Here is a 20,322-nt window from a genome sequence, read left to right as displayed (position 1 = left end):
ACGGGCGGTGGTCTGGCGCTTCATGCCGCAGGCCGCCGCCGAGCAAGACCTTCGACAAGCCCTGCCAGCCGGCCGGGCGGTCGAATGCTGGTCTTGCCTGTTTCCCCGATGTCTGCCCGCCCGCGCGGTGCCAGCCGGTGTCAGCAGTGCACCGCTGGTGGGCGCCGCCTGGTCGACTGGTGCCCCGTGGTTGCGCCAGAATGGGCGTGGCCGCACCTTCTCTGGAGACATTCATGGAATTTCTGTCCCCCGCCTGGTGGTCCGCGCTGATGGCCATCATCCTGATCGACCTGGTGCTGGCCGGCGACAACGCCATCGTCATCGCCCTGGCCGCGCGCAACCTGCCCAAGCACCTGCAGAAGAAAGCCATCATCTGGGGCACCGTGGGCGCCATCGGCGTGCGCACCTTGATGACGCTCGTCGTGGTTTGGCTGCTCAAAATCCCCGGTTTGATGCTGGTGGGCGGCCTGGGCCTGCTGTGGATTGCCTACAAGCTGATCGCCGACCAGGGCGGTGACGACGGCGACCACGGGCCCGCGGCCACCACGTTCTGGGGCGCGATGAAGACCATCATCGTCGCCGACGCGCTGATGGGCATCGACAACGTGCTGGGCGTAGCCGGTGCCGCGCACGGCGCGATGGACCTGGTGGTGATCGGCCTGCTGATCAGCGTGCCCATCGTCGTGTTTGGCTCGACCATGGTGCTCAAGCTGGTGGACCGCTTCCCCGCCATCATCTACATCGGCGCGGCGGTGCTGGCGTGGACAGCCGCATCGATGATCGTGAACGAACCGGTGCTGTCCGGCTGGTTCGGCACGCGCGATGCGCCGCAGACCGCCCTTCGCTGGGCCCTGGCGGCGGTGTGTATCGTGGCCGTGCTGGGCACCGCCTGGCTGGCCACGCGCCGCAAGGCCTTGGCGCGCAGCGGCGACACCGCCGACTAAGGCTTTCCGCTACCATGCCCCGACGCTGAAGGGCGCTGGCCACCGGCTGGCGCCTTTTTTTAATGGTGGACGGCGGGGCACGGCGCCCCGACTTTTTGCGGAGCTGAACATGCTGAAACTGATTTTGAAATGGCTGCTGTCGGCAGCGGCGCTACTGGGCGTGGCCTACATCTACGGCGGCGTGTCGGTGGCCAGCTTTGGCACCGCCATGGTGGCCGCGCTGATCATCGGCTTGATGAACATGCTGGTGCGGCCGATCTTGGTGGTGCTGACGATTCCGGTCACGCTGATCACGCTGGGCTTGTTTTTGTTCGTGATCAACGCGCTGATGTTCTGGGCCGCTTCGGGCTTGGTCAGCGGCTTTCAGGTCAACGGCTTTGGGGCCGCGCTGCTGGGTTCGCTGATCTATTCGGCGCTGGGCGTGGTGATCGACGCCGTGCTGGAAAAGTCCTGATCGCGCGCCGCGTGCGTGGCATTTTTCTATCTTTTTGATAGCTGTCAGCGCTGGTGCAGCGGGCGCCAGCGCCTGATTTCATTCATAGAGCCGCCCGGGCAAGGTTTTGCCAGGCGGCTTTTTTACGGGCGCGGGGATCGGCCCGGTGATCGGCCCGGAGACCCGCGCGTCAGCGGCGCTTCAGTTCATCCTCGCGCTGCTGCTTGAGGGCCGCCTGCGCGGTGCGCAAGCGCGTGTCGACGATGCTGGCTTCGATCAGATCGCCGCCGCCCATCTGCGTGCGCGAAAAGTCCTGCGCGGCGCGCCAGCGGTCTACCGCGCCCGCGTAGTCCATGTGCGACATCGCCACCTCGCCCTGCGCGCGCAGCGCCCGCAGCGTTTGCCCTTGCGAGCCGTAGGCGGCTGACAGCGCCTGCCACGCCCCCGCATCCTGCGGGTGGTCGCTGACCCACGGCTGCAGCGCCGATACAGCATCGCCCGCGCGCTGCGTGGCCGTCAGCGCCTGCGCGCGCATCAGCAGCGCGGCGCGCCCGGCCTGTCCGTGCGCGGCAGAGATGGGCGAGGACGCGGGCGGTGCGGGCGCATCGCCCGTGCCCGTGCCAGTCAACGCCCCGCTCGCGGTGCCCGAAGCGTTGGCAGGCAGCCATTCCAGCGCCTTGGCCGGCTGGCCCGCTTGCAGCGCCAAATCGGCCTGCAACAGCCGCGCCTGCCGCAGCCCGCGCGCGTCGCCCGCCACGGCGTGCGCCAGCTGGGCCGCCAGCGCCTGGGCCTTGGGCAGGTCGCGCAGCTGCGCCTGCGCCATGGCGGCGGCGTACAGCGCACCGGCGCGTTTGGGCAGGGGCTGGCTGTCAAAGCCAGGCTGCGCGGGCTCCGCCGCCCAGGCGCGCAGCACGTCCACACCGGGGCGGCCCAGCACGCGGGCGCGCCCGGCCAGCAGCAGGGCTTCGTAGTCGGTGGGAGGCGTGGCGGCGCGGCCCTGCCCCTGCTGGCGCTGCTGCATGTCGGCGATGCGCTGCGTGGTCAGCGGGTGGCTGCGCAGGTAGGGCCAGTCGCCGTTGTCGTTGATGCGCGAGGCGGCCTGCAGCTTCTCGAACATGCTGACGAAACCGCTGGGCGCAAAGCCCGACTGGCCCAGCACGCCGTAGCCAATGCGGTCGGCCTCGCGCTCCATGTCGCGCGAAAAGTTCAGCTGCTGCTGGATCACCGCCGCCTGCCCGCCCACGGCCAGCGCCATGCCGGCCTGCGGGTTCTTGGTGGCGGCGATGGCGCCCAGAATCATGGCCGCCATCATCATCGGCGCCTGGCGGGTTTGCTGGCCGATCAGGCGCGCGATGTGGCGCTGCGTGATGTGCGAGATTTCGTGCGCCAGCACCGAAGCCAGCTCATCGCGCGACGCCACGGCGCCCACCAGCCCGGTGTGCAGGCCGAAGTAGCCGCCCGGCAGCGCAAACGCGTTGATGGTGCGGTCGCGCCCCATCAGCACCACCCAGGCGAAACGCTCTTCCAACTCGGGCGACAGCTCGCCGCGTGCCTTGGCGCCGGCCAGCAGCTGCCGCCACACGCCGTCAACGTATTCGCCCAGGATGGGGTCGTCCAGGTAATCGGGGTCGCGGTACAGCTCGCCTGCGATGGCGTCACCCAGCTTGCGCTCTTCCAGCGTGGTCATGTCGCCCGCATCGCCCAGCGAAGGCAGGCCGGCGGGCGCACGGGTGGTGCCCGGCGTGGGGGTGCTGGTGGGCTGCGCGCTGAGGGGCGGCGCGATCAGCGCACCCAGCCCCAGCAGCGCGCCGGCGGCCAGCGCGGCCGCGCGGGGGCTTAGAACGAATCGAGCGGCAGGTAGGCCAGTGGCTTGGCGGTCTCGCGGTCGAGGATGGCGGTCCAAACGGTGTCCTTGCGGGCCTGAAGCGGCAGGTAAACAAGCGCGTCGGCGGGCTTGCCTGCCTCGGCCAACGCGCGGGTGATCATGGCAGATTGAGTGGGAAAGCGGGTGGTGAGTTCCGATGCAGGACGCGCCGCCTTCAAGACGGCCGAGCGCTCCGACTCATACGGGCGCCACAGCTCAGGACGCGTGCCTAGAGGCACGCCGTTGAGCGCAGCCAGTGTCATCTCCATCGATTCGCTCGGAGCCAACGGGCGCAGCGCCAGCCACGTGGGCCCCGTCAGCGGCAGGGTCTGCAGCTCTTTCGGTGCTCGGCCAATAGAAGACTCCGGCACGTCGGCCGCATGGACCACACGCAGGCGATCGTATTCAAAGACGGTGTGCACGGGGCGCGCTTCGATGACGGACCAGAGTCCGTACAGCAGCGCACCCAGCTGGATGACAGCAACGAGACTGAAATCCAACACCTTTTCTCGCCGTGACTTTTTGGGGTTGAACACAGTAAACGTCACCAATGGCCCAAGCACCACGTCAACGCAAACAATCAAAAGAAACAGTTCGCGGCCGCCCGAGATGTCGCGGTAGGGATAGGGAAACCAAACACCGAAGACCACCACCGCCGCCAATGCGGCGATCAGCAGACTGAGGGACAGGTGAATGCCGAAGGCGCGAAGCTTGCTTTGCCAGAGGTTCATGCGCTTATCATGCCGCAGCCCTGCCTCGCCACCACGGCGAGATTGCCACCGTAAGCCGCGCACCTATGCCATCTTCCACACACCCGCTCACCCATTTCGACGCCCAAGGCCAGGCGCACATGGTCGATGTGGGCGACAAGGCTGCCACGCGGCGCGTGGCCGTGGCCACTGGCCGCATCGAGATGCTGCCAGCCACCCTGGCGCTGATCGAATCGGGCACGGCCAACAAGGGCGATGTGTTGGGCGTGGCGCGTCTGGCCGGGATCATGGCTGCCAAGAAGACCAGCGACCTGATCCCGCTGTGCCACCCGCTGGCGCTGACGCGCGTCGCCATCGAGCTGCTCCCCACCCCGGCCAGCGCCAACCAGCCGCCGGCCGTGCAATGCACCGCCACCGTGGAAACCACCGGCCCCACCGGCGTGGAAATGGAGGCGCTGACCGCCGTGCAGGTGGCCCTGCTCACGGTGTACGACATGTGCAAGGCGGCCGACCGCGGCATGGCCATCACCGGCGTGCGCCTGCTGGAAAAGCACGGCGGCAAGTCGGGCAGCTATGTGGCGGATGCCGTCTGAACTACTGATTTGATAGCTGCCAGCGCAGTATGCATAAGCGCTGGCGGGCCATTTCCTTTAGAAATCGATCCGCAACGGTGCGGGTACGCACCCAACTGTCTCGTGCCATGCGCACTGGCGCATCGCGCTATGGGCGCAAAAGCGCGCGTCATTGCGACGCCGCGCTCGCCGCACTGTCCGCGCTGGCGGCGCTCGCGCCGCCCTGCAGAAACTCGGTCACGCGCTCGGCCATGCGCCGGTTGTCGTCCGACCACTGCCGGTACTTTTCGGGGAAAGCCGCCTTGAAGCGCGCCAGGTGCGCGATGGCCAGGTCTTCGCGGCCCAGCACGGTGGCGCTTTCGATCACCTTGGTGATCACGCGCGGCTCGGGCGAAAAGTGCAGCGCCTTCAGCGATTCCAGCAGCATCCATGGCGCGTTGTCGCGCGTCACCGGGCGCGTGGTGACTTCGGCGAAACGCACCGAATCGGCGAACAGCCAGGATTTTTGGGCGTTGCCCATCGCGTCGTCGCGGTACCAGGCCGACCGCTGCTCAGCCGGCAGGTAGATCTGGCTGATGCGGTGGTAGTCCCACCCTGCGTAGGCCAACGCCGCCAGCATGGCCGCCGCGATGGTGAGGCGAACAGCGCTGGCGGGCGACGGCCCTGTGCTCGCCTCCGATGGCGACGCTGACAAAGGCAAATCGCTATCGGGTTGATAGCTGCCCGTGCCCGCAGGCCGGCGCGGCGTGGTCCAAAGCATCCAAATGCATAGGCCCACCGCAATCTGGAACGGGCCGTACCACAGCGGGTACTCCACCAGACTGTGCAACCCGATGGCCAGCAACACACCCCAAGCCAGCTGCCGCGTGGGATCCGTCTCGGCCCATGGCCTGCCGCGCCAGATCAGCCCGCCGATCGCGCCGCACGCCAGCACGGCCACCGGCACGCCCAGCTCCACCGCCAGGTGCAGGGGCAGGTTGTGCGCGTTGTCCAGGATGTGGCAAAAGCGCGGCCCGTCGTAGAGCGTGATGTAGTGCGCGTACGCCAGCTCACCCCAGCCCCAGCCTGTCCACGGCTTCTGCCGGATCAGGTCGATCACGTTGCTCCACAGAATCAGGCGGCTGCCGCAGGTGGATTCGGCATGCTGCAGGCGGTCCACCATGCTGCGCCCGTCGATGCCTTCGGCCCACTGCAACAGTGCGGGCAACACCAGCGCAGCGACGGCGTACACCGCCGCCACCCACAGCGCCCCCATCCCCGTCGCGCGCAGGCCGCGCCTGGCCGCCCTGGCCCACATCAGCGCCACGGCGCACAGCGCCGCCAGCTCCACCAGCCCGATGCGCGAAGCCGACGCCGCCAGCCCCACCATCAGCAGCGCTGCCGCGCCTGCCACGCGCAGGTTGTGCCACGCGTCACCCGTCTGCGCCCGCCAACGCAGCGCCATAAGGCCCATCACCAGCAGCGTGGCCAGCTGGTTGGGCTGGCGTAGGTTGCCAAACGCAGTGCCCGGCTCTGCCGCGTTTACCCACGGGTGCAGCGCGCCTTCCAGATTGAAATACTGCAGCAACCCGATGCAACTGCTGACTACCGCCGCCGCCAGCCAGCCTCGGGCCACCACGGCCCCCCCTTCGCCACCACTACGCCCCAGGCACGCCAGCAGCGCCGCAGCTGCAACCACCGACACCAGATAAGGCTGCACCGGCGCCAGCGGCCCGGAAGTGAATGGCCACAACCAAGGGACGACTAGAAATGCTGCGCACAGGAGGGGATCGAGGGGCATGGTGGCGCATTGTGCCCAAGCGTGAGGTTCTATCTTCGCGCACCAGAGTTCGCTGGGGTCAATGAGGGTCGATACCGTGCGCCAGACAACTGTGATGCTCTTCCCGCTGCTCCACCGCCCGATCGATTTCGCCTATGTCACCATCCATCGCCTGCGGAATGGTATTTTTGGCTAGTCAAAAACTTCGAATTGACCCCGGGCCTTCGGTGCATCAATGGGCGGACAATTTCAAGGAGACTGTACGCTCTAGACGTATTGTCTCGGCTCTGCGTTTATCGCATTGGACCTCAGGCCACGGGCCCGCGCGACCGTAGCGCGAGCAAAGCGGCCCCATAGTCTGAGCATAAAAAGGTTGCGCGATTCTTTCGGGGGCCACTTCTCGGTCTTAAATCCTGAAGACAAACGTGTTGATCAGCAATGCACCCCAACGAAGCAAAGCACTTTTTATGCGCACGAAAGACAAAGACCCAAACAAAAGCGGCCCGCAGGCCGCCTTTGAGACTGATAAGCGCCTTATCAGGTCGTGGATTTGCAAGAGCCCGGCAGGTATTTGGTGGGCATCGGGTTGGTCTTTGCAGGGCCACACTTCCATTCGGTAATGGTCTTACCGCCATCGTTCGCGCCATCCAACGCGGTGCCACCGACGTAAGGAACCATAGAAATGGAGTTGGCGTCCGACTTGGTGTCGCCCTTCAGACCCGACTCGTCACCGACAACGGTGATCACGCCGTCTTTATCGGCACTGCCGCTTTTCACCATCTTGGTCGGTGTCACGGTGCACGATGCTGCCAATGGGACTGAAACATCTTTGCCGGGGGCGTTTTGAACCGTGTCGGTGATCGTTGTGCGGCAGGAAGAAGCTGCCAGAATCACCTCGGAAACGCGCGCGCGCACCGTGTAGTCTTGGTAAGCAGGCAGCGCCACGGCGGCCAGAATACCGATGATCGCCACGACGATCATCAATTCGATCAGCGTGAAGCCTTTTTGCAGAGTCTTGTTCATGGTTCAGTCCTTTGGAAGAAATTGATTGCTAACCGGGAGACACTTCACTTGTCAGTGCGTCGCCGCACAGCCTTTCATTTGCAGGCGCCGTGCCAACCCGCGTGGGGGCGGTGATTCGTGCGGCAGTTCACGGTCAGGGCTAGGCGCGGCGTGCCAGGTGACAATTTGCGACAGATGGCGGGCGGGGTGCGGGTGACGTTTCTTGTCATCGGCTGGGCGCTCGACCGGTTTTTGGCAGCGATGGCGAAGGGGCTGCGGTGACGTGGGGGCCAGGCGGTCTGACCAACAGGATACTATTGAAAATATAGCTGCTTGCGCTTGCCTGGCGGGCGCTAGCGATCGGTTATACGGGAGGATTTCAACGGGCTGACATGGGCCGCGCACTGCCGCCAGCAGTGGGCGCTGGGGGTGAGGGGTTTGGCACTCATACCAAATTGCGTTCAATCCGTCAGAAACCGTTCGCACTGAGCTTGTCGAAGTGCATGCACCGCGCAGGGCTTCGACAGGCTCAGCCCGAACGGTTCTTATATTTTTGAGGGCGGATTCGTATCAGACGATGTCGAACACGTCGCCCGCGTGCAAAAGGCGCAGTTCGGGCGCGGGGCGGTCGGGGCGCTGCATGGCGGCGCGCAGCTGCGTGATTTCGCTCAGGATGACGTCGGTTTCCGACGGCTTGGTGTGCGTGATGAAGATGGGGTAGCGGAGCCCTGGCGCGATGTGGGCCAGTTCGTGGCCGAGCACTTCGGGCGATAGGTGGCGCGAGAGCCGGGCCAGGTCGCGCTCGCGGTTGCTGAAGGCGGTTTCGATGACCAAGCTGTGCACGTCCAGCTGATTGATGCGCTGCCAGAGGGCGGGGTTGCGCTCGGTGTCGCCGGTAAAGACCCACCACGGTGCGCCCGCCTCGGGCCCGCGCACGGCGTAGCCAACGGCAGGCACGGAATGGACGGCGGGCAGCGCCTCGACGGTGCGGCCTTGGCACTGGCGCACGTCGCCGGTGCGCAGCTCATGAAACGTCAGCAACGGGTTGTCTGGCGTGGGCAGGCGGGTGAAGTCGGGCCAGATGAGGTCGTTGAAGAGGTGCTGGTGCAGCGCGTGCAAGGTGTGGCAGGGCGTGCACGCGCAGGGGGCGGCCGACCCGGCTGGCGGCGATGGTGTCCAGCATGAGCGGCAGGTAGGCGATGTGGTCCAGGTGCGCGTGCGTGAGGAAGAGGTCGTCGATGCGCAGCATTTCTTCGCGCGTGAGGTCGCCCACGCCGGTGCCTGCGTCGATCAGTATGTCGTGATCGACCAGGAACGCGGTGGTCTTGCAGCCCTGCGCAATGGCGCCCGAGCAGCCCAGCACGCGAATCTTCATGATCGCCCAGCTTCCCTCATCCAACCCATTCGCTACTTTTCGCCGATCACCGTGGTTCCGTCCCAGACGGAACTCGGTGGCGTATGGATCAGCGAGGCTACACGGTCGTCGCAGAGGCGATACAGGAACAAATTGGCATCCTGCGCTCGCAGCGTCTTAAGTTTGTTGCGGCAGGCGAGAAAGCGCTGCGCACGCCAATCGGCCAGCGCGTCGGCCCACAGTTGCAGCTCGGCTTCGAGGGCGGCGTGTGATTGGCCTGGGCGCGGCGCGCGCACGGTATAGACGGTGACGGCTTGCTGGCGGCCTTTGACGCGCACGCGGTCCAGTTCTTGCCAGAGCAGGCCGTCGGGCAGATCGCCCGCCTGCGCGCGCGTGGCTTCGCTGACGATCAAGTCCACGCCGTAAAAGCGGGTCAGGCCTTCGAGGCGGGCGCCGAGGTTCACTGCATCACCGATCACGGTGTAGGCGCGGCGAAAGTCAGAGCCCATGTTGCCCACCGACATGACGCCGCTGTTCAATCCGATGCCGACGCTGACCTGCACCAGCCCTGCGGCGGCGCGTTCACGGTTGAGTTCGCGCATGGTTTCGGTCATGCCGATGGCGGCCAGCACGGCGTCGCGGGCGTGGTGGGTTGATGCTACGGGTGCGCCCCAGAACGCCATGACGCAGTCGCCGATGTATTTGTCGATGGTGCCCTGGTGGCGGCGAATCACGTGGCTCAGGCGGCTGAGCACGGTGTTGATCAGCGCCTGCACGTCCAGCGGGGCCATGGTTTCCGCCAATGTGGTGAAGCCGCGCAGGTCGCAGAACATCACGGTGAGTTCTTCTGCCCGCGCCTGCATGGTGTAGCGCTCGGGGTTGCGGACCATTTGGCGCACCAGCTCGGGCGGCACATAGGTGGCGAACTGGGTGGCCAGCTCGCGCCGGGCGCGGATTTCCAGGAAGTAGCCCAGGACCACGTTCACCGCCAGGGCTGCAGCGATCATGAGCAGCATCGTGCCCATGGGCAGCACCCACCACTCCGACAGAAACAGCACGGTGTTGGTGAGCACCACGCCGGCCAGCAGGGCCGCACCCAGCGCGATCAGCCGGCCGACGCTTTGCACCGGCATGACAAGCACAAGGAGGACGCCCACGGCCAGCAGCGCGGCGAACTGCGCCCCATTGGCCCAGCCGGGCACCCTGGGCACGCGCTCGTCCATGGCGCCGGAGATCAGGTTGGCATGGATTTCCACACCGGGGTAGGCCTGCCCCACCGGGGTGACCCGCAGGTCCATCAGGCCCGGCGAGGTGAAGCCGACCAGCGCGACCTTGCCTGCCAGCGCGCCGGCGGGCAACTTGCCCAGCAGGACATCGGCGGCGGGGATGTAGCGGTAGGAACCGCCGTCGGGGCCGCCGCGGCCGCGAAACGGCACCAGTGCCGTACCCCGTGCGTCGGCGGGCAGGCGCAGCTGGCTGGCGCCACCGGCCAGCTGCACCGCCTGCAGCGCCCCGGCGTCCGAACCCGGCTGGCGCTGAAGCAGCAGCAGCGGGGCTTTGGCGGCTTCGCGCGTCACGGCCAGCGCCAGCGACTCATACAGCTGCCCGCCGTAGGAAGCGATGACCGGCACCGAGCGGACCACGCCGTCAGGATCGGTGACCGCGTTGAAAAACCCCGACCGCGGGGCCGCGCGCGTGAGCACCGGGATGTTGGCGCCAAAGCCGCTCCAGGCCAGCAAGCCGGGCAAGGCCGGCGCGTCCGGGGCCAGCGGCTGAGGCAGTTCACCCGCGCGAACGCCGTTGCGGTCGCTGGTGAAGTAGTAGCCGAGCACCGCCGGGCTGGCGCGCAGTGCCTTGGCCAGGATGACGTCGTGGTCCAGCCGGTCCGCATTGCGCGTGAGCCAGTCCGACAGCGGTGCGTGGTGCCTGAGGTCTCCGGCGGCCAGCTCTTGCATACGGGGGAGTACGGAGCTGCGGTCGGGTTCGGCAAACACCGCGTCGATGCCGATAGCCGCCACTTGCTGGCGCTGCGCGAGCTCATCCACCAGCGCGGCGAGCTGGCGCCGGTCCCACGGCCATTGGCCGACCTGGGCCAGGCTGGCTTCATCGATGTCGATGATGACGACACGCTCGTCGAGCGTGCCGGGCATCGTCAACAGCAAGCGCGCGTCGTAGGCGGCGCGATCAAGCTGCAGGGCGAGCGGCGCAGGCCAGAGGCCCGACGCACATGCCCATGCAGCCAGAACGATGAGAGCCGTCGCTGCGAGACGCAGGCGCTGGCGCTTGAGCGTTGCACGGAACATCGTGACCAGCGCGTGGACGGCCACGCCCGCAGCTTGAGCGGTTACTGCTCGAGGAATTCGAGCCGAATGCCGGCCAGATCGATCTGATCGCGCATCTTCAGCGTCACGGGACCGGCGTCCAGCGCAACGCCGTTGACGGTGGCGACGTGTTCGCCGTTGACCTGGGCCACGTCAAAGCCGTGCGCACGGCGCGTGATGGAGGCCACGCACAGGCCGGGCTTGCCAATGGTGGTGACGACCTTGGTCAGCTCCATTTCGCGGCCGGCGGCAGAGCCGGTGAGCACGCGCACGCGCGGGCCTCGGGCGTTGGCGGTCGGCGACGCGGCCATCAGGCCAGAATCCATCCCCGCCACGGGCGCAGCGCCGCTGAGCGGCCCGGGTGAGGTGAGGCCCTCGCGGTCCTGGAATTTCAGCTTGTACTTGCCGACTTCGATCAGGTCGTCGTCAGCCAGCGCATGCTGCTTCACGGCTTTGCCGTTGACGTAGGTGCCGTTGGTGCTGCCCAGGTCTTCAAGAACGGCCGAGCCCCCAGCCATGCGGATCACGGCGTGTTCGCCGCTGACCGCCAGGCTGTCGATGACCACGTCGTTGTACGGACGCCGACCGATGGTCGAACGATCCTTGGTCAACTGAACTTCCTTGACGACGACTCCGTCGATCGAGACGATCAACTTGGGCATGAACGCGGCTCCGGCTGGGCGAAAGGGGAAACTGGGTGAGACAGGCATTCGCCTGAGTAGCCGCAGAAGATACTGCGCGATCGCGGCCGAAGCTGCTCATTTTCCCAGCAATTTCGCCATGACTCCGGACTTTTTAGGCGTTTCCTTCGAGCGGATCAGCGCCACCGTGACGTTGTCCCGCCCACCGCGTTCGTTGGCTTCGTCGATCAGATGGCCCACGGCGACGTCGATCGCGGTTGCGCTCGCCAGGACGGCGGCAATGTCGTCGTCGGTGAGCATGTCGTTCAGTCCGTCCGAACACAACAGAAAAAGGTCGCCCGGTGCAACGGGCACCTCGCGCACGTCGAGCAGGACGGTGTCCTCCACGCCCAGCGCGCGCGTGACCAGATTACGGTTGACGGAGTGCTCCGCCTCTTCCGGGGTGATCAGTCCGATGTCCAGCTGCTCCTGCAGCAAGGAGTGGTCCCGCGTGATCTGCTGCAGCGCGCCACCGCGCCATCTGTAAAGGCGGGAGTCCCCGACGTGCCCGGCAATCAAGGTGTTGTCGTGCAGCACCGCCATGACCAGCGTGGTGCCCATTCCGGCGTATGCGGCGTGGGTGTTGGCGGCTTCGAAAATCTGCCGGTTGGCCAGATCGACACAGATTTCCATGGCCCGGCGCACGTCTCGCACGGTGGCACGGTCGGCCGCCAGATCGAGCCAGCCCCTGAGTTCGCGCACGACGAGATCGACGGCCAGGGCACTGGCCACTTCACCGGCGTTGTAGCCGCCCATGCCGTCGGCCAGCACGACGATGCCGTGCTCGGCGTCGACCAGAACCGCGTCCTCGTTGTTGGCGCGCTGGCGTCCGACATCCGACAAGCTGCTGTACTCGAAATCCATGCGAACACTGATCCCGCGCTGAACCGCCAGTGGCTGCAGGCCTTCAGCGCTGCATCACGTGGCCGCCGTGGGCGGCGGCGGGCCAGGGCGCTTCTGCATCCATTTGCCAATGCCCAGCACAAGCAACGCCCCCGCGACGCCCATGCCGTAGTGCCAAGCGCGATCTTGCGGAATGTAAGACGCCAAGGCCGGGTCGCTTTGGGCCATCGTGCCGGCGATCCAACCCAGCAGCATGCCGCCCAACGTAATGATGATCGGAAAGCGGTCCATCAGCTTGAGCACCAGCTGGCTGCCCCAGACGATGATGGGAATGCTGACCAGCAAGCCAAAAATGACCAGGGGCAATTGGTGCTGCTCACCCGCGCCTTGTGCGGCGCCGGCGATGGCGATGACGTTGTCCACACTCATGACCAAATCGGCCACGATCACGGTCTTGACAGCGGACCACAGCTTGTCGCTGGACTGGATGTTGGCGTGGTCGTCTTCGTCGTCCGGCGCGATCAGCTTCATGCCGATCCAGATCAGCAACGCGGCACCCACCAGCTTCAAAAAGGGTATCTGCAGCAGCGCCAGTGCAAACGCGATCAGGATCACGCGCAGCACAATGGCGCCGATCGTGCCCCACACGATGCCCTTGGTGCGCTGCGCAGGCGGAAGCTTGCGGCACGCCAGCGCGATCACCACGGCATTGTCGCCACCCAGAAGGATGTCGATCATGATGATCTGCCCGACGGCGACCCAGAAGTGGGCGGTCAGAAATTCTTCCACGTTGTCTCTCTCGGGTGGGCTTGGCCTCAAATAATAACGCCGGACCGCCTCGAAGGGCGTCCGGCATCAGGTCTTGCGCGCCGCGTGGGCGGCGCCAACACATCAAAGCATGGCTTTGAGCAGTTTGCCCATTTCAGACGGGTTGCGCGTCACCTTGAAGCCACACTCTTCCATCACAGCGAGTTTGGCATCGGCGGTGTCGGCGCCACCAGAAATCAGCGCACCAGCATGGCCCATGCGTTTGCCGGGGGGCGCCGTCACCCCGGCGATGAAGCCGACCACGGGCTTTTTCATATGGTCGCGGCACCACACGGCTGCTTCTGCCTCGTCCGGGCCACCGATTTCACCGATCATGATGACGGCGTCGGTGTTGGGATCGTCGTTGAACGCCTTCATCACGTCGATGTGCTTCAGGCCGTTGATCGGGTCGCCACCAATACCTACGGCGGTGGATTGGCCAATGCCCAGCTCGCTCAGCTGCGCCACGGCTTCGTAGGTCAGCGTGCCGGAGCGCGAGACGACGCCCACGCGGCCGGGCATGTGGATGTGGCCGGGCATGATGCCGATCTTGATCTCGCCGGGAGTGATGAGGCCCGGGCAGTTGGGGCCCAGCAGCAGGGTTTTCTTGCCGCCAGCGGCTTCCTTGGCCTTCATCTTGTTGCGCACTTCGAGCATGTCGCGCACGGGAATGCCCTCGGTGATGCAGATGGCCATGTCCAGGTCGGCTTCCACGGCTTCCCAGATCGCGGCGGCAGCGCCTGCCGGCGGCACGTAGATCACAGATACGGTCGCGCCGGTTTCCTGGGCAGCGTCCTTCACGCTGGCGAAGATCGGCACGTCAAAAATCTTCTCGCCGGCCTTCTTGGGGTTCACGCCGGCCACGAAGCAGTTCTTGCCGTTCGCGTATTCGATGCACTTTTCGGTGTGGAACTGGCCCGTCTTGCCGGTGATGCCCTGGGTAATGACGCGGGTGTCTTTGTTGATGTAGATCGACATGTTCTGTGTCCTTCTGGGCTTACTTGACGGCGGCGACGATCTTGGTGGCCGCTTCAGCCATGGTGTCGGCGCTGATGATCGGCAGGCCGGATTCGGCCAGCATCTTCTTGCCCAGCTCTTCGTTGGTGCCCTTCATGCGCACGACCAGAGGCACTTGCAGGTTCACGGCCTTGCAGGCGGTGATCACGCCGGTGGCGATGGTGTCGCACTTCATGATGCCGCCGAAGATGTTGACCAGAATGCCCTTGACCTTGGGGTTCTTGAGCATGATCTTGAAGGCTTCGGTGACCTTCTCGGGGGTAGCGCCGCCGCCCACGTCCAGGAAGTTGGCCGGCTCGCCGCCGAACAGCTTGATGGTGTCCATGGTGGCCATGGCCAGACCGGCGCCGTTGACCAGGCAGCCGATGTTGCCGTCCAGGCTGATGTAGGCCAGGTCGAATTTGCTGGCTTCGATTTCGGCCGGGTCTTCCTCGTCCAGATCGCGCAGCGCGACGATTTCGGGGTGGCGGAACAGCGCGTTGCTGTCGAAGTTGAACTTGGCGTCCAGGGCGATGATGTTGCCCTTGCTGTCGCGGTTCAGCGGGTTGATTTCCACCAGCGACGCGTCGGTGTCCATGTAGCACTTGTAGAGCTTCTGGCACACGTCCACGAACTGCGCGACGGAATCGGCCGGCATGCCGATGCCCTTGGCCAGCTCTTCGCCTTCTTGCTGGGTGAAGCCGACGAGGGGGTCAACGAAGACCTTGATGATCTTCTCGGGCGTGCTGTGCGCAACTTCCTCGATGTCCATGCCGCCTTCGCTGGAGGCGATGAACGCCACTTTCTGCGTGGCGCGGTCCGTCACCACCGACAGGTAGTACTCTTTCTGGATATCGGCGCCGTCTTCGATGTACAGGCGGCGCACTTTCTGGCCTTCAGCGCCGGTCTGGTGCGTGATCAGCTGCATGCCCAGGATCTGGCCCGACAGCTCTTTGACCTGATCCAGCGACTTGGCCACCTTCACGCCGCCGCCCTTGCCGCGGCCGCCTGCGTGGATTTGCGCCTTGACGACCCACACCGGGCCGCCCAGCTTTTGCGCCGCCTCAACGGCTTCCTGAACGTTGAATGCCGCAATGCCGCGCGGCACGGGCACGCCGAATTGACGCAGGATTTCTTTGCCCTGGTACTCGTGAATCTTCATGTAGCCCCTCTTGGGATGGGTGATGGATTGATCGGCCGACGCCGCAGTACCAGTGCCAGCTCAACGTGTGAATGCAATCTGCAGCCCGCGAATGTATCATGGTGCGATGCACCAATTTAAGTGCCGCGGCCTGACAAGGTCTTGACGCGCGTGGTGCCGCACCCCAATCGAAAGTACGCATACATGGCCAAGGTCTTCATTGATGGCGAGGCTGGCACCACCGGCCTGCAGATCCGCGAGCGGCTGGACGGGCTGGCCGGCGTTGAGGTTGTCAGCATCGACGCGGCCCGCCGCAAAGACCCCGAGGCCAAGCGCGAGATCATGTCTGCCGTCGATCTGGTCATCTTGTGCCTGCACGACGACGCTGCGCGCGAATCGGTCGCCATGATCGACGCGCTGCCCGGCCGCCAGCCGCGCATCATCGACGCCAGCACCGCGCACCGCGTGGCCGAGGGTTGGACGTATGGCTTCCCCGAACTGTCGCCCGAGCAGCGCGCCGCCGTGCAAGCGGCCGACCGCGTGGCCAACCCCGGCTGCTACGCCACGGGCGCCATCTCACTGCTGCGTCCGCTTGTGGATGCGGGCGTGCTGCCCGCCGATTACCCGGTCGCCCTGCCCTCGGTCAGCGGCTACACCGGCGGTGGCCGCCAGATGATCGAGGCGTACGAAGCCGGCGACGCGCCCGCCTACGAGCTGTACGCCCTGGGCCTCAAGCACAAGCACATCCCCGAGATCATGCGGTTTGGCCGCGTGACACGCCGCCCCATCTTCATCCCCGCCGTCGGCAATTTCGACCAGGGCATGTTGGTGGAGCTGCCCCTGCACCTGGACACCCTGCCCGGTCAGCCGACGGTGGAGCGCCTGCTGGACGTGTACCGCGCCCATTACGCGGGCGCTGACGCGGTGACGGTCGAGCCCGCGCCCGAGTCCGGCAAGCTGGACGCCGAAGCGCTGAAGAACACCAACCAGCTTGAGATTCGCGTGTTCGGCAACCCTGACGCGCACCACGCAGTCGCCGTGGCCCGCCTGGACAACCTGGGCAAGGGCGCCAGCGGCGCAGCGGTGCAAAACCTGCGGCTGATGCTGGGCTTGTGAAGCAACGGCCACTCGTCGATTTGCTTCTATTTTTATAGCTGCCGGCGCTTGCCAATGCAGCGCTAGCAAGCGATTTGGCTTGTAGTTTCCGCGCCTTGAGCGAGCGGCCGCGGCTTCCACAGCCCGGCTCTTGGGGCCAAGCAAGTAAGGCCTGCGAGCGGCCCCAGATCACCAGCACCCCGCGAGCGCGCAAGGCAACGCACCTGGCGAACTGCCGAACAAGCCCTACGAACCAGGCGCGCACCGTGCGCGGGCGCTTCCGCTGGAAGTGCAGTCAGCCTGCCAACGCCGCTGCAGGGCCTCAAGGCTCCAGAATCTCGGCGGCGCCGTCCGCAAATTCCGCCGCCGCGCCGGGGCCTGCGGCCTCCAGCACCGCGTCGATCAGCGGGTTCAGCATCGGAATCAACTCGCCTACCGAAGCGGCTCGCCGCACCTGGTACAGGTACTCGTCCGCGTCGTCGCTCAAATGCTGCCGAATGGCGTCGCTCATGAACGCCGTCAGCGCGGCTTTCAAGTCGGGCGGAGCGGCGGAGCGTTGGGGCGCTGGCCGTGGGCTTGGCGCGTGCACCGCGCTCGCTTCAGGACGCGCGGCGGGGGCGGGGCGGGGCGGCCTGGGTGCAACCGGCGCTGCGACTGGCGGCGTGACCCGACGAGCAGGTTCAACGGGCGGCACAGACGCCATCGGTGCCGGTGGCCGCTGCGGCGCCGCAGCGGGCGGCGAATGTGGATGCGCCCGGAGGTGGCGACGCTTTGCGCACCGCCACGTCGGCCGTGCGCTCCGCCGGGCGGGCAGCCGGTGGGGGCTGTACCGGCGCGGGCGCGGTGGCGCGCGCCTTGGTGGGTTTGGCGGAAGAAGGCTTGACACCCGTATCGGCCGCCCGCTTGGCTGCTGCGGGCCAGGGTTGCAGCACCCTTTCGATGTAGCCGCTGGACGCCAACCAGATCAGCCCCCCGGCGCTGACCGCCGATTTGCCCGTGGCGGCCAGCACTTCGTCGCGCGTGCGCTTGCCGTCCACCAGCCGCAGCAGCTCGCGCAGTGCGGGCGGCACGCTGGACGTGACACCCGCGCATTCCTGGCGCCCGCGCTGCGTCAGGGCATAAATCCAGTCTCCCATATGGGTCCTCCCCGCTTCGGCGGCGCCCCACAAGGCGCTGGCGCGGATGCTTTCGTTCTCGGGTTCGTTGGTGGGCTAAAGCCCAGGGCGGGCTCGATTCTTGCGAGGCTAATCCAATTTGGTGCGCGGCGGACGTCGCGCGGGCCTACGCAAATGCAGGAACCGTGACGTTTTCTACCTCGCCAATTAAATTGCTTATACGTAGTACCCCTATGGTCGGGTTTGGGGTTTTTATTAACACTTAAGTATTCTTTTGGTCGGTTAGGAGTAGTCATGAGCTTCCTCAATGGCTTCATGGGAAATGCAAAGGCACAGCTCAAAGCACTGGCTGCCGCCGGCTCGACGTCCAAGCGGCGCGCGAGCCAGGGCGACGCCTACGAGCCCGTGCGTCTGGATTTCATTTCCGCCATCTGCGCGCACCGCCAGTGGAAAACCTACTTCAACGACTGCCTGCAAGACACCGAGAGCGACGAGCCGCTGGACGCCGAATCGGTCGGCCGGGGCGATCGCTCGGTGGTAGGACAGTGGCTCTACGGCGAAGCCAGCCTGCGCTTTGGCAAGCTGCCTTCGTTCGACAAGCTGCTGGACACGCACAGCCAGTTCCACGAAGAGGCCGCGCGCATCGCGCAGATGCACCAGAACGGCCAACGCGCCGAAGCGCTGGCGCTGCTGCGCTCGGGCGAGTACACGCGGCTGTCGCTGAAGGTGATGGGCTTGCTGGGTGCGCTGGCGGACGAATCGGCCCGCACTCAACCTGGTGCGCGCCTGGCCCCGGCACCTGCCCAGCGCGCCGCCTGAGCGAGTTCGGCGGGGCCAAGCGGCCGGCTGCGGCGGCGGGCGCACGTCCCGCCTTGCGATTCGGTGCCCTGCCCCTGTCGTGCGCGCTACTTAAGCCCGCGTCAATCGTCGCCGAACTCGTCTTGGCTCGACACTGCCGACGGCGCGTTGCCTGGCTGCGCTTCGTCGCGCGCGCGGCGCATCACGCGCTGCACGCTGGCGCCTGAAAAGCCGCGGCTGGCCATAAAGCGCATCTGGCGCGCCCGCTCGGCCGCATCGGCGGGGGGGCGGCCAAACTTGCGCGCCCACACGGCGTAGGCGCGCGCCTCTTCCGTGGCCTGCAGCTGCTCGGCGGCCTCGCGCACGATGTCGTCCGGGAGGCCTTTGGCGCGCAATTCCTGCAGCACGCGCGCGTTGCCCAGGCGCCCGGCGCGGCGGTGTAGTACCGACTCGGCCACCCGCGCCTCGCTGATGAAGCCCTTGGCGGCCAACTCATCCAGCACCCGCGCCACCGCTTGCTCGTCGTCGCCCGCCGCGCGCGCGTGCGGCAGCAGCTTGGTCATCAGCTCGGCGCGCGAATGTTCGCGGGCCGACAGGTAGCGCAGCGCCCGCCCTTTGAGCGACAGGCCGGGGCGCGGGGCGCGGGCGGGCGCCTCAGACCGCGGCGCCTTCACCTCATTTGCTTCAAATTTCATAGCTGCTTGCGCACTACCGGCGGGCGCCAGAGCCCGATTCTTTGCCCATCACCTACGCACGGCAACGCGCCTACCCAGCGCGCCGTGCGTGGCAGCGATCAGTCCTGCTCGTCGTCCGCTGCGTCGGCGGCTTTGGCGGCACCGGTGGTGACCGGGCGCAGGCTGATGCCCAGCGATTCGCGCACCTTGTTCTCGATCTCGCGCGCCAGATCGGCGTTTTCGCGCAGGAACTCGCGGGCGTTGTCGCGGCCCTGGCCGATCTTTTCGCCGTTGTAGGCGTACCAGGCGCCGGATTTGTCCAGGATGCGCGCGTTCACGCCCATGTCGATGATCTCGCCTTCGCGGCTGATGCCCTCGCCAAACAGGATGTCGAACTCTGCCGTCTTGAAGGGCGGGCTGACCTTGTTCTTCACCACCTTGACCTTGGTCTCATTGCCGATGGCGTTGTCGCCCTTCTTGATGGTGCCGGTGCGGCGGATGTCCAGGCGCACGCTGGCGTAGAACTTCAGCGCGTTGCCGCCGGTGGTGGTTTCGGGGCTGCCGAACATCACGCCGATCTTCATGCGGATCTGGTTGATGAAGATCACCGTGCAGTTGGTCTTCTTGATGGTGGCCGTCAGCTTGCGCAGCGCCTGGCTCATCAGGCGGGCCTGCAGGCCGGGCAGGCTGTCGCCCATCTCGCCTTCGATCTCGGCCTTGGGCGTGAGCGCCGCCACCGAGTCGATGACCACCAGATCCACCGCGCCCGAGCGCACCAGCGAATCGACGATTTCCAGCGCCTGCTCGCCCGTGTCCGGCTGGCTGATCAACATGTCGGACAGGTTCACGCCCAGCTTTTGGGCGTAGGCGGTGTCCAGGGCGTGCTCGGCGTCGATGAAGGCGCAGGTGCCGCCCAGCTTCTGCATCTCGGCGATGACCTGCAGCGTAAGCGTGGTCTTGCCCGAGCTTTCCGGGCCGTAGATTTCGATCACCCGGCCGCGCGGCAGGCCGCCCACGCCCAGGGCAATGTCCAGCCCCAGCGAGCCGGTGGAAACCACCTGGATGTCGGCGATCACTTCGCCTTCGCCCAGCTTCATGATCGTGCCCTTGCCGAACTGCTTTTCGATCTGGGCCAGCGCGGCCTGCAGGGCTTTGGCTTTTTCGGATTTGTCTGCTACTGCCATGTCCATGATTCTCTCCTGTATGCAACTGTT

At 66.1% G+C, this 20,322-nt stretch carries 19 protein-coding genes and 1 pseudogene; 5 read left to right on the top strand and 15 right to left on the bottom strand.

Annotation, left to right across the window (positions count from 1 at the left end; genetic code table 11):
* Positions 1-233: 233 nt before the first annotated feature.
* Together C6570_RS03775 and C6570_RS03770 are read left to right on the top strand one after the other, a co-directional pair.
* On the top strand, positions 234-944 hold the full coding sequence (locus C6570_RS03775) for a TerC family protein (RefSeq protein ID WP_106702030.1): 711 nt from the start codon (positions 234-236) through the stop codon (positions 942-944).
* Positions 945-1,056: 112 nt separating this feature from the next.
* The gene (locus C6570_RS03770; protein ID WP_106704500.1) at positions 1,057-1,398 is read left to right on the top strand and encodes a phage holin family protein; all 342 of its coding nucleotides are present in this window, start codon (positions 1,057-1,059) and stop codon (positions 1,396-1,398) included.
* A gap of 169 nt (positions 1,399-1,567) precedes the next feature.
* Here C6570_RS03770 and C6570_RS03765 read toward each other — a convergent pair whose 3' ends face one another.
* On the bottom strand, positions 1,568-3,172 hold the full coding sequence (locus C6570_RS03765; RefSeq protein ID WP_483870161.1) for a M48 family metalloprotease: 1,605 nt from the start codon (positions 3,170-3,172) through the stop codon (positions 1,568-1,570).
* Positions 3,173-3,213: 41 nt separating this feature from the next.
* Complete coding sequence (gene tfpZ / locus C6570_RS03760; RefSeq protein ID WP_106702029.1) at positions 3,214-3,972, bottom strand: TfpX/TfpZ family type IV pilin accessory protein; 759 nt, start codon at positions 3,970-3,972, stop codon at positions 3,214-3,216.
* Between the two features lie 65 nt (positions 3,973-4,037).
* Here tfpZ and moaC point away from each other — a divergent pair, with 65 nt between their 5' ends.
* A complete protein-coding gene (gene moaC / locus C6570_RS03755) occupies positions 4,038-4,544 on the top strand; it encodes a cyclic pyranopterin monophosphate synthase MoaC (RefSeq protein WP_106702028.1) in 507 nt (168 codons plus the stop codon).
* 148 nt (positions 4,545-4,692) lie between these two features.
* Here the strand turns inward: moaC and C6570_RS03750 are convergent, their stop codons facing one another.
* From C6570_RS03750 to sucC, 9 genes and pseudogenes are all read right to left on the bottom strand, one after another.
* Positions 4,693-6,141: a PglL family O-oligosaccharyltransferase gene (locus tag C6570_RS03750; protein WP_245896289.1), complete on the bottom strand. Its 1,449-nt coding sequence runs from the start codon at positions 6,139-6,141 to the stop codon at positions 4,693-4,695.
* A 678-nt stretch (positions 6,142-6,819) separates the two neighbouring features.
* Positions 6,820-7,305: a pilin gene (locus C6570_RS03745; protein WP_106702026.1), complete on the bottom strand. Its 486-nt coding sequence runs from the start codon at positions 7,303-7,305 to the stop codon at positions 6,820-6,822.
* A 549-nt stretch (positions 7,306-7,854) separates the two neighbouring features.
* Positions 7,855-8,659, bottom strand: a pseudogene (locus tag C6570_RS03740) (MBL fold metallo-hydrolase).
* A gap of 32 nt (positions 8,660-8,691) precedes the next feature.
* The gene (locus C6570_RS03735) at positions 8,692-10,941 is read right to left on the bottom strand and encodes a CHASE2 domain-containing protein (protein ID WP_106704498.1); all 2,250 of its coding nucleotides are present in this window, start codon (positions 10,939-10,941) and stop codon (positions 8,692-8,694) included.
* 41 nt (positions 10,942-10,982) lie between these two features.
* The gene (locus tag C6570_RS03730) at positions 10,983-11,621 is read right to left on the bottom strand and encodes an FHA domain-containing protein (protein WP_106702025.1); all 639 of its coding nucleotides are present in this window, start codon (positions 11,619-11,621) and stop codon (positions 10,983-10,985) included.
* A 96-nt stretch (positions 11,622-11,717) separates the two neighbouring features.
* Entirely contained in the window at positions 11,718-12,503 is a 786-nt protein-coding gene (locus C6570_RS03725) for a Stp1/IreP family PP2C-type Ser/Thr phosphatase (RefSeq protein ID WP_106702024.1), read from the bottom strand.
* A 54-nt stretch (positions 12,504-12,557) separates the two neighbouring features.
* Positions 12,558-13,271: a TerC family protein gene (locus C6570_RS03720; protein ID WP_106702023.1), complete on the bottom strand. Its 714-nt coding sequence runs from the start codon at positions 13,269-13,271 to the stop codon at positions 12,558-12,560.
* Positions 13,272-13,373: 102 nt separating this feature from the next.
* Positions 13,374-14,267 (bottom strand): succinate--CoA ligase subunit alpha, encoded by an 894-nt coding sequence (sucD, locus tag C6570_RS03715; RefSeq protein WP_106702022.1) that lies wholly within the window; start codon positions 14,265-14,267, stop codon positions 13,374-13,376.
* A gap of 19 nt (positions 14,268-14,286) precedes the next feature.
* Positions 14,287-15,447, bottom strand: a complete 1,161-nt coding sequence (gene sucC, locus C6570_RS03710; protein WP_106702021.1) for an ADP-forming succinate--CoA ligase subunit beta — start codon at positions 15,445-15,447, stop codon at positions 14,287-14,289.
* Between the two features lie 183 nt (positions 15,448-15,630).
* On the opposite strand from sucC, the gene argC reads away from it, so the two are divergent.
* Entirely contained in the window at positions 15,631-16,542 is a 912-nt protein-coding gene (gene argC / locus C6570_RS03705) for an N-acetyl-gamma-glutamyl-phosphate reductase (RefSeq protein WP_106704497.1), read from the top strand.
* A 301-nt stretch (positions 16,543-16,843) separates the two neighbouring features.
* Here argC and C6570_RS03700 read toward each other — a convergent pair whose 3' ends face one another.
* Together C6570_RS03700 and C6570_RS03695 are read right to left on the bottom strand one after the other, a co-directional pair.
* On the bottom strand, positions 16,844-17,032 hold the full coding sequence (locus C6570_RS03700) for a hypothetical protein (RefSeq protein WP_123812202.1): 189 nt from the start codon (positions 17,030-17,032) through the stop codon (positions 16,844-16,846).
* 169 nt (positions 17,033-17,201) lie between these two features.
* Positions 17,202-17,657, bottom strand: a complete 456-nt coding sequence (locus tag C6570_RS03695) for a hypothetical protein (protein WP_106702019.1) — start codon at positions 17,655-17,657, stop codon at positions 17,202-17,204.
* 273 nt (positions 17,658-17,930) lie between these two features.
* Here C6570_RS03695 and C6570_RS03690 point away from each other — a divergent pair, with 273 nt between their 5' ends.
* Complete coding sequence (locus C6570_RS03690) at positions 17,931-18,455, top strand: CZB domain-containing protein (protein WP_106702018.1); 525 nt, start codon at positions 17,931-17,933, stop codon at positions 18,453-18,455.
* Positions 18,456-18,556: 101 nt separating this feature from the next.
* Here C6570_RS03690 and recX read toward each other — a convergent pair whose 3' ends face one another.
* Positions 18,557-19,129: a recombination regulator RecX gene (gene recX, locus C6570_RS03685; RefSeq protein ID WP_106702017.1), complete on the bottom strand. Its 573-nt coding sequence runs from the start codon at positions 19,127-19,129 to the stop codon at positions 18,557-18,559.
* Between the two features lie 98 nt (positions 19,130-19,227).
* Positions 19,228-20,298 (bottom strand): recombinase RecA, encoded by a 1,071-nt coding sequence (recA, locus tag C6570_RS03680; RefSeq protein WP_106702016.1) that lies wholly within the window; start codon positions 20,296-20,298, stop codon positions 19,228-19,230.
* Between the last annotated feature and the right edge of the window lie 24 nt (positions 20,299-20,322).

The organism is Ottowia oryzae, from assembly GCF_003008535.1.
Lineage (GTDB): Bacteria > Pseudomonadota > Gammaproteobacteria > Burkholderiales > Burkholderiaceae_C > Ottowia > Ottowia oryzae.
This window is presented reverse-complemented; position numbering and strand designations above follow the sequence as displayed.

Excerpts from the sequence above, each read along its gene's own strand:
- C6570_RS03775 (WP_106702030.1), top strand. The coding sequence starts at position 234 with ATGGAATTTCTGTCCCCCGCCTGGTGGTCCGCGCTGATGGCCATCATC.
- tfpZ (WP_106702029.1), bottom strand. The coding sequence starts at position 3,972 with ATGAACCTCTGGCAAAGCAAGCTTCGCGCCTTCGGCATTCACCTGTCC.
- moaC (WP_106702028.1), top strand. The coding sequence starts at position 4,038 with ATGCCATCTTCCACACACCCGCTCACCCATTTCGACGCCCAAGGCCAG.
- C6570_RS03745 (WP_106702026.1), bottom strand. The coding sequence starts at position 7,305 with ATGAACAAGACTCTGCAAAAAGGCTTCACGCTGATCGAATTGATGATC.
- C6570_RS03735 (WP_106704498.1), bottom strand. The coding sequence starts at position 10,941 with ATGTTCCGTGCAACGCTCAAGCGCCAGCGCCTGCGTCTCGCAGCGACG.
- C6570_RS03730 (WP_106702025.1), bottom strand. The coding sequence starts at position 11,621 with ATGCCCAAGTTGATCGTCTCGATCGACGGAGTCGTCGTCAAGGAAGTT.
- C6570_RS03725 (WP_106702024.1), bottom strand. The coding sequence starts at position 12,503 with ATGGATTTCGAGTACAGCAGCTTGTCGGATGTCGGACGCCAGCGCGCC.
- sucD (WP_106702022.1), bottom strand. The coding sequence starts at position 14,267 with ATGTCGATCTACATCAACAAAGACACCCGCGTCATTACCCAGGGCATC.
- sucC (WP_106702021.1), bottom strand. The coding sequence starts at position 15,447 with ATGAAGATTCACGAGTACCAGGGCAAAGAAATCCTGCGTCAATTCGGC.
- argC (WP_106704497.1), top strand. The coding sequence starts at position 15,631 with ATGGCCAAGGTCTTCATTGATGGCGAGGCTGGCACCACCGGCCTGCAG.
- C6570_RS03700 (WP_123812202.1), bottom strand. The coding sequence starts at position 17,032 with ATGAGCGACGCCATTCGGCAGCATTTGAGCGACGACGCGGACGAGTAC.
- C6570_RS03695 (WP_106702019.1), bottom strand. The coding sequence starts at position 17,657 with ATGGGAGACTGGATTTATGCCCTGACGCAGCGCGGGCGCCAGGAATGC.
- C6570_RS03690 (WP_106702018.1), top strand. The coding sequence starts at position 17,931 with ATGAGCTTCCTCAATGGCTTCATGGGAAATGCAAAGGCACAGCTCAAA.
- recX (WP_106702017.1), bottom strand. The coding sequence starts at position 19,129 with ATGAAATTTGAAGCAAATGAGGTGAAGGCGCCGCGGTCTGAGGCGCCC.
- recA (WP_106702016.1), bottom strand. The coding sequence starts at position 20,298 with ATGGACATGGCAGTAGCAGACAAATCCGAAAAAGCCAAAGCCCTGCAG.